This window comes from Modestobacter excelsi (assembly GCF_005930495.1).
GTDB lineage: Bacteria > Actinomycetota > Actinomycetes > Mycobacteriales > Geodermatophilaceae > Modestobacter > Modestobacter excelsi.
The window spans coordinates 1-6,054 of sequence record NZ_SJEX01000137.1 but is presented as its reverse complement, the minus strand read 5'-3'; the positions used below and the strand labels follow the sequence as shown (position 1 = coordinate 6,054).

The window sequence follows — 6,054 nt, the reverse complement described above, 5'->3', positions numbered from 1 at the left end:
CCCCCGCCGCCACCCCCCGCGCTGCCGACGCCCAGCACCGGGACGAGCTCCTGCGGGAGCGCCCGGGCGTCCGACGGCGGGCCGGACAAGAGCGCCGGCATCGACCTGCCCGTGGTGGTGCTGACCGCGAGCGACAGCGACGAGCTCGGCGGTTCCCTGCGGCTGGACACCGGCCGCACCCTCTCCGTCGTCGGCGGTGCCGAGGACCCGGCGGTCGCGCCGGACTGACGAGGTCCCCGGGTCCGGTGCGTCCTGCGCCGCCCGGTCGAGATGCGTCGTCCCCGAGAACACCGTGTCCCGCCGCAGCTGCTGCGTGGGCCGGGCAGCGCCTGACCGCGCCTGCCTGCCCGAGTCCCAGCGGCTCGGCTCGCTCCGCACCCTCCCTCTCGTCTCCTCCACTCCCACAGCTCCAGCGCGACCGGCGACCTGCCCGGTCGGCGCTCCGAGCGAAGGAAGGCCAGCCATGTCCCGGTCCCCAGTCGATCTGACCAACGCCGAAGCAGTCCGGTACGCCGACGTGCCGAGCACCGTGGACGACCCGTTGTCCACCGTCCCGCCGACCGATCGGTCGGTGTCGCCGCCGGCGACCGGTACGACGGTGACCCTCGAGCAGGACCGCACCCGCCGGCAGCCGCGGGTGAGCGTGATCATCCCGACCTACAACGAGGCCAGGAACCTGCCCCACGTCTTCGCCCGGCTGCCGCTGGACGTGCACGAGGTGATCGTCGTGGACGGCCGGAGCGTCGACGACACCGTCGAGGTCGCCCGCTCGCTGCGCGACGACGTCCAGGTCGTGCTGCAGAACCGGATGGGCAAGGGCAACGCGATGGCCTGCGGCTTCGCCGCCGCCACCGGTGACGTGGTCGTCATGCTGGACGCCGACGGGTCCGCCGACCCCGGGGAGATCACCCGGTTCGTCGACGCGCTCGTCGCCGGCGCTGACTTCGCCAAGGGGACCCGGTTCGCCGAGGGCGGTGGGTCCGGCGACATCACCCCGCTCCGGCGGTGGGGCAACCGCTGGCTGAACCGGCTGGCCAACGCGCTGTTCGGGACCAGGTACACCGACCTCTGCTACGGCTACAACGCCTTCTGGCGGGACTGCCTCGACCACCTCGCGCTCGACCCCCGGCTCGAGGTCGGCGGGGGGAAGCAGTGGGGCGACGGCTTCGAGATCGAGACGATCATCAACACCCGGATGGCGCTGGCCGGGGCCCGGATCACCGAGGTGCCCAGCTTCGAGCACCCGCGGATCCACGGCACCAGCAACCTGAACACCTGGCGGGACGGTGCGCGGGTGCTGCGCGCGCTGCTCATCGAGCGGGCGGACCGGGAGCGGCTGGTCCCTCGGGCCGTGCTCGGCCGGCGACCGGTGGCGCCCGGCGCGGTTGCCGCGGCCCAGGGGCGGGGGAGCCGGGATGGCCGGCGTCGCACGGCCTGAGGTGCCGCGGGCCGCCGGCTCGCGGTCGTCGCCGCGCCGCCACCGGACCGTCACGTGCGGCCGTTACGCTCCCCGCACCTCGGGACGCCACCAGGACGGGAGCCCTCCATGGACGCCGCGGCGGACACCCTGCAGAAGGCCCTGCAGGTCAACCTCGACCCCCGCTGGTACGGGACCATCGCGGAGATCGGGGCCGGGCAGGAGGTCGCCCGGTGGTTCTTCCGGGCGGGTGGTGCGGCCGGCACGGTCGCCAAGTCGATGTCCGCCTACGACATGGCGGTCAGCGACGCGGTGTACGGCAAGTCCGACCGCTACGTCTCCAAGGGCCGGCTGCAGGCGATGCTCGACCACGAGTTCGAGCTGAACCTCGACCGGCTCAGCGAGGCGCGCGGGGACGAGACGGCGTTCTTCGCCTTCGCCGACACCGTGGTGGCCCGCAGCTACCGGGGCGGGAACGAGTGCCACGGCTGGATGGGCGTGAAGTTCCAGTCCCACCCGGGCGACGAGGCCAGCCAGGTGATCGTGCACGTCCGGATGCTCGACGACGAGGCCGCGCTCCAGCAGGAGGCGCTGGGCGTGGTGGGGGTCAACCTGCTGCACGCCGCGTTCTTCCAGCACCACGAGCCGGAGCAGCTGGTGGAGAGCCTGCTCGACCGGCTCACCACCGGGCGCATCGAGATCGACATGATCGAGCTGCAGGGCATCGAGTTCCGCGCGGTGGACAACCGGCTGATCGCGCTGAAGCTGGTCCAGCTCGGGCTCAGCGGCGCCGCCATGTTCGGTCCCGACCGGCAGGTGCTGCAGCCCAGCGAGGTGCTGCGGAAACGGGCGATCCTGGTCGAGCGCGGCAGCTTCCGGCCGCCCACCGTGGTCAACATCGACATGCTCGAGGCCGCGGAGGAGAAGTTCGCCCAGGACCCGGCGGTGGCCGGGCGGGACGTCCTGGTGCTGACCGAGCTGACCATGGCCAACCTGCGCGCCGGCGGCGACGCCGTCGACCGCCGGGACTTCCTCGCCCGCGCGGACCTGCTGGCCGCCTGCGGGATGACCGTGCTGATCTCGGACTTCGCCGCCTACCACCGGCTGGCCGCCTACCTGAGCTGGCGCACCGACGGCCACATCGGCATGGTCATGGGCGTCCCGAGCTTGATCGACCTGTTCGACGAACCTGCGTACTCAGCGCTGCCCGGCGGCATCCTGGAGGGGTTCGGCCGGCTGCTGAAGAACGACCTGCGACTGTTCGTCTACCCGATGCTCCGGGACGGCGAGGTGGTCACCGTCGACAGCGTCCGGGTCGCCGAGGAGCTGCAGCCGCTCTACGACTACCTGGCCCGGCGTGGCAGCTTCGTGGCGCTGGACAACTACAAGCCGGAGTACCTGCCGATCCTCAGCCGGGACGTGCTCAAGCGGATCCCCACAGACGACGAGTCCTGGGAGGCCATGGTCCCGCCGGCGGTGAGCGGTCTGATCCGCAAGCGCGGCTTCTTCGGGTTCCAGCGCGACCGCTGACCCGGCGGGTCAGCCGCCGGCGAGGAGCCGGACGGCGGCCTCGTTGAACGCGGGGATGTGTCGGGGTCGCGGCTGGTGACCAGGTTCCCGTCGACGCAGGCCTCCTGGTCGACCACCGTGGCACCGCCGCGGCGCAGGTCGCCCCGGATGCTGGGGCAGGAGGTCAGCGTGCGGCCGGACAGCGTGCCCGCCCCCAGCAGGGTCCACGGGGCGTGGCAGATCGCGGCGGCCGGCTTGCCGGCGTCCATGAACGCCTTGACGAAGGCCAGCGCGTCGTCGTCCTGACGCAGGGTGTCGCCTGGACCGCGGGAGGGCATCGCCGTCTCAGGCGCCCAGCCACTCCCGGACGGCGGCCCGCAGGAAGCTGAAGTCGTCGGCGTTGGCGTCGAGGCGCGGTGCGCCGGCCCGGTGCCCCCAGATGCTGGGGATCGGCCGCAGTTCGGCGTCGGCCAGGTGCGGGAGCTCCGCGGCGTTGTCCGCGACCCGGAAGTACAGGTCGGTCTCCCCGGGCAGCAGCAGCACCCGGGCCCGGATGCGCTGCAGCGCCCGGGTCAGGTCGCCGTCGTGCTCGCCCGCGCTGATGTCGGCGTGCACCCAGGTCTGCGCCTGGGCGTACAGGTCGGCTGCTCGGAGGGTGAAGCCGGGCTCCCAGTCGCGGGCCAGGTAGGTGTCCAGGTCCGGCGCTCCGAGCACCGTCCGGTAGAGCCCGGCCCGGTAGAAGTCCTGGCTGAGCCCCCAACCGGCGTAGACGTGCGCGAACGCGCGCAACGCGGCGGTCGGCTCGGCGGAGAACCGGCCACCGCCCTCGTGCTCGGGAGCGGCCTCCAGGATCCGCAGCAGACCGGAGAGGAAGACCTTGTTGTGGTCGGCGGTCCGCGCGCTCCCGCAGACGACGATCGCCCGCTGCACCTGGTCGGGGTAGAGCGCCGCCCAGTGGTAGGCCTGGATGCCGCCCATCGAGAAGCCGTAGACCGCGGCCACGGTCGTCGCGCCGAAGTGCTCGGTGACCAGCCGGTGCTGGGCCCGCACGTTGTCCGCGGCGGTGACCACCGCGGGGTAGTCCGGCTGCCCCGACGCGCTGCTGGACCGGCCGTTGGAGAACATGTCCGGGACGACGACGAACCACCGGCCGGGGTCCAGCACGCCGTCGGGGCCGATCAGCCAGGCCAGGTCGTCGGCGGTCGCGCCGTAGCTGCACGGGTAGACGACGAGGTTGTCCCGGGCCTCGTTGAGGCTGCCGTGCGTCTGCCAGGAGAGCCGGGCGTCGGCGATCGTGCCTCCGCGCTCCACCGCCAGATCACCCAGCTCGAACGTCCCGCGGTCCACCGGCCAGCTCATGGGCGCGACGCTAGGCGTCCCGGCCGTCGCGGGCCCGTCCGACCTCCGCTGCCCACGCCGAGTGCTCGGCCTCGGCCCAGCGCCGCGGCACCGTGCCGGTGCGCAGGCTGCGCAGCGCGACCGGGTCGCGCAGCGCGAAGGAAAGGTGTCCGAGCACCAGCAGACCGACGGCGAGGGCCGCCCAGTCGTGCACCAGCGTCGCGCCGGTGCGCCAGCCCAGCGGGGCCAGGTCGGTGGCGAGCATGACGACGCCGGTCATCAGCAGGACGCCGATCGCCCCGGCGCTCAGCGACCCGTTGAGCTTCTGCCCGGCGTTGTACTTCCCGACCGGGATCTGCCCATCCCGCCGGCTGCGCGAGCGGAGCCACCGCCAGTCCGCGGGGCTGAACCGGTCGAGCCGGCGCAGCTCCGCCCGGTAGCCGGCCGAGGCCAGACCGAGGACCAGTGGCACCGGGAGCGCGAACCCGCACCAGACGTGCACCAGTTCGACCACCCGGCGGTGCCCGATCAGGACCTGCAGCGAGCTGTTGTAGAGCACCGCCGCGGTGAGGAGGCAGATCAGCATCAGCACGCCGACGAGCCCGTGCACCCACCGCGCCGGCCGGCCGAAACGCTGCAGTTCGGGCTCGGTCGGTGCGTCAGCCGGTCGGGTCATCGTCGCGCCCGTTGGAGGAGCCGACCCAGCCGTCGACCGCATACCCGCGCTCCTCCCAGTAGCCCGGGACCACCTCGTCGGTGAGCTCGATGCCGGACAGCCACTTGAGGCTCTTGTAGCCGTACATCGGCGCCACGTAGAGCCGCACCGGGCCACCGTGGTCGTGGGTCACCGGGGCGTCCAGCATCCTCAGCGCGACCAGGACGTCGGGACGGCGGGCCTGCGCGAGGGTGAGGCTCTCGGTGTACGCGCCGTCGAAGGACGTCAGCCGCACCGCCGTCGCCGCCGGGGCCGGGGCGGCCAGGTCCAGCAGGTGCCCGAGCTGCACCCCGGCCCACGGCACGTCCGGCACCCGCCAGCCGGTCACGCACTGGAAGTCGCGGGCCAGCTCGGTCTGCGGCATCGCCCGCAGGTCGGCCAGGGTGTGCCGGCCCGGCTGCCCGACCAGGCCGGACACCGCGAGCCGGTAGTCCCCGGCGTCCTGCTCGTCGACCCCGCCGGTCACCGAGTAGTAGCGGAAGGTGTTGCCGAGGGGGAGCAGGCCGACCAGGCCGGTGGGGTCGCGGGTCTCGATGGGCGCCAGGGCCGTGCCCAGCGCGTCCTGCAGCCGCGCGCCGCCCACGATGCCGAGCGCCCCCAGCCCCAGCAGGCCGAGCACCACCCGCCGGCCGACCGGAGCGCCGGCCCCGTCGACGTCGGGCTGCTCGGTGGCCATGCCGCCACGGTAGGCCGCTGTCCCGCGGCGGGCAGGTGTGGAGGACGCGCGGCATCCCATGGCGCACGACCGGGAGCCGGGCCTACGGTCGGCCGGGTCCGCGGTGCGAGGCGAGCAGTCGGCGTCCCCCCCCGTCGTCCACCAGCGTCGTGGCCACGGGGAGCGCCGGTGCCCGAGTGTGCAGTGCAGAGCGCAGTGCGGGCGTGAGCGCGGGCCGGGGGTGTCGCCGCCGACGCGGACTGGTCGTCGGCCTGACGGCGGGTCCGGTCGCCGCCCTGCTCGCGCTGCTGCCGACCGCGCCTGCCGGTCCGGCCACGGCCCGGGCCGCGGCGTCGACCGTGCAGGACCCGCTGGTCGCCGTGGCCTGGCCGGAGGTGCCGGCCCAGCCCCGGACCTGGC

At 73.9% G+C, this 6,054-nt stretch carries 7 protein-coding genes and 1 pseudogene; 4 read left to right on the top strand and 4 right to left on the bottom strand.

From position 1 onward, the window contains the following. The 3 genes from FHL80_RS25900 to FHL80_RS24640 all read left to right on the top strand — a co-directional run. Positions 1 to 228 (top strand): hypothetical protein (locus tag FHL80_RS25900; RefSeq protein ID WP_216871034.1); only part of this gene is annotated, 228 nt, incomplete at its 5' end. Between the two features lie 235 nt (positions 229 to 463). After that, entirely contained in the window at positions 464 to 1,438 is a 975-nt protein-coding gene (locus tag FHL80_RS24645; RefSeq protein ID WP_138735965.1) for a glycosyltransferase family 2 protein, read from the top strand. Positions 1,439 to 1,546: 108 nt separating this feature from the next. Continuing rightward, positions 1,547 to 2,947: a TonB-dependent receptor gene (locus FHL80_RS24640; RefSeq protein ID WP_138735964.1), complete on the top strand. Its 1,401-nt coding sequence runs from the start codon at positions 1,547 to 1,549 to the stop codon at positions 2,945 to 2,947. A gap of 110 nt (positions 2,948 to 3,057) precedes the next feature. Here FHL80_RS24640 and FHL80_RS26585 read toward each other — a convergent pair. The 4 genes and pseudogenes from FHL80_RS26585 to FHL80_RS24620 form a co-directional block, all read right to left on the bottom strand. Then, positions 3,058 to 3,195: pseudogene (locus tag FHL80_RS26585) on the bottom strand (DJ-1/PfpI family protein); the annotation flags it as partial. A gap of 76 nt (positions 3,196 to 3,271) precedes the next feature. Beyond that, the gene (locus FHL80_RS24630; protein WP_138735963.1) at positions 3,272 to 4,285 is read right to left on the bottom strand and encodes an alpha/beta fold hydrolase; all 1,014 of its coding nucleotides are present in this window, start codon (positions 4,283 to 4,285) and stop codon (positions 3,272 to 3,274) included. Between the two features lie 10 nt (positions 4,286 to 4,295). Then, positions 4,296 to 4,940, bottom strand: coding sequence for a cytochrome b/b6 domain-containing protein (locus FHL80_RS24625; protein ID WP_138735962.1), 645 nt, complete (start codon positions 4,938 to 4,940; stop codon positions 4,296 to 4,298). After that, complete coding sequence (locus FHL80_RS24620; RefSeq protein WP_138735961.1) at positions 4,924 to 5,655, bottom strand: molybdopterin-dependent oxidoreductase; 732 nt, start codon at positions 5,653 to 5,655, stop codon at positions 4,924 to 4,926. Before FHL80_RS24620 ends, FHL80_RS24625 begins: the two co-directional genes overlap by 17 nt. A 203-nt stretch (positions 5,656 to 5,858) precedes the next feature. On the opposite strand from FHL80_RS24620, the gene FHL80_RS24615 reads away from it, so the two are divergent. Further along, a partial coding sequence (locus FHL80_RS24615; RefSeq protein WP_216871033.1) for a hypothetical protein occupies positions 5,859 to 6,054 on the top strand: 196 nt, incomplete at its 3' end.

What these genes read in the sequence shown, in the direction of transcription:
- FHL80_RS24625 (WP_138735962.1), bottom strand. Translation starts at nt 4,940, where the DNA reads ATGACCCGACCGGCTGACGCACCGACCGAGCCCGAACTGCAGCGTTTC.
- FHL80_RS24645 (WP_138735965.1), top strand. Translation starts at nt 464, where the DNA reads ATGTCCCGGTCCCCAGTCGATCTGACCAACGCCGAAGCAGTCCGGTAC.
- FHL80_RS24620 (WP_138735961.1), bottom strand. Translation starts at nt 5,655, where the DNA reads ATGGCCACCGAGCAGCCCGACGTCGACGGGGCCGGCGCTCCGGTCGGC.
- FHL80_RS24640 (WP_138735964.1), top strand. Translation starts at nt 1,547, where the DNA reads ATGGACGCCGCGGCGGACACCCTGCAGAAGGCCCTGCAGGTCAACCTC.
- FHL80_RS24630 (WP_138735963.1), bottom strand. Translation starts at nt 4,285, where the DNA reads ATGAGCTGGCCGGTGGACCGCGGGACGTTCGAGCTGGGTGATCTGGCG.